Here is a 995-nt window from a genome sequence, read left to right on the forward strand (position 1 = left end):
ATTTCAGGTGGGCGATCGCGTTACGTTTGAAGAGCACTATGGAGATATCGTTAAAATTGGTTTGCGCTCAGTACGAATGCAGACCCTAACGGATGACATGATCACCATACCAAATAGCAAGTTCTTAAGCGATGTAGTGACAAGCGGGAACTTCGGCGAGTTGGATATGCAAATCAACATTCCTTTTTATATCGGTCTTGATCAAGACATTCTTCTCGCGCGCGATATCATCCAAGAAGCGGCTGCTTCAAGCCGCTACATTCATCTACCTAAGCCGATCGTTGTATTAGTAAAACAGCACATTGAAGACACCTACTTCGCCCTGCAGTTGACCCTNAAAGCCTACGTGCTAGATACGCAATACGAGAAGTTATTTGAGACAGATGTCACTCTAAGAGTAATGAGCGAGTTCAAAAAGCAAGGAATTTTGCCGCCGGTCATTCGCAATTCGGTGTTGATGAGTCAAGCGGCTGTAAAAACAGAGCCGACGTAAGTATCACAATGATTGGCACCTCGGTCTCACGTGCCAATCATACGCAGAGCCATGACACTTCATCTGGCTAGTCGAATAGATGTTAGGTCTTGATACGCTCGACGTCGCTGAAAACGCCTTTCTATGCAAATAGCATGGCATACCAACTCATCATAAACTCTTAGTTCACACCTTACTCGAACCCTTCACTTTTTCTCTAAGAGATTGCATCATCACGTAGAATGCCGGAATCAACAGTGTACCCACAACCGTCGCCACCGACATACCTCCAAATACGGTATAGCCAATAGAGTGGCGACTTGCAGCACCTGCGCCCACCGCAAAGATAAGCGGCAGAATACCCAAAACAAAAGACAAAGCCGTCATTAGTACGGCTCTAAATCGCATTCGCGCTGCGGTTTCTGCCGACTCAATAATGCTCTGCCCTGCCTTCTCGCGCTGCTCCTTAGCAAACTCAACAATCAGAATCGCATTCTTGGTTGAGTTTGCTAAGGAGCAGCGC

General features: G+C 46.7%; 2 protein-coding genes. One reads left to right on the forward strand and one right to left on the reverse strand.

The annotated features are described in order from the left end of the window. Positions 1-493: mechanosensitive ion channel domain-containing protein (locus tag A3750_RS15700; protein ID WP_156498635.1), on the forward strand; the 493-nt coding region annotated here is incomplete at its 5' end. A 165-nt stretch (positions 494-658) separates the two neighbouring features. On the opposite strand, the gene A3750_RS15705 is transcribed toward A3750_RS15700, so the two are convergent. Beyond that, on the reverse strand, positions 659-995 hold a 337-nt coding region (locus A3750_RS15705; RefSeq protein WP_156498636.1), incomplete at its 5' end, for an efflux RND transporter permease subunit.

Source organism: Oleiphilus sp. HI0079 (assembly GCF_001635105.1).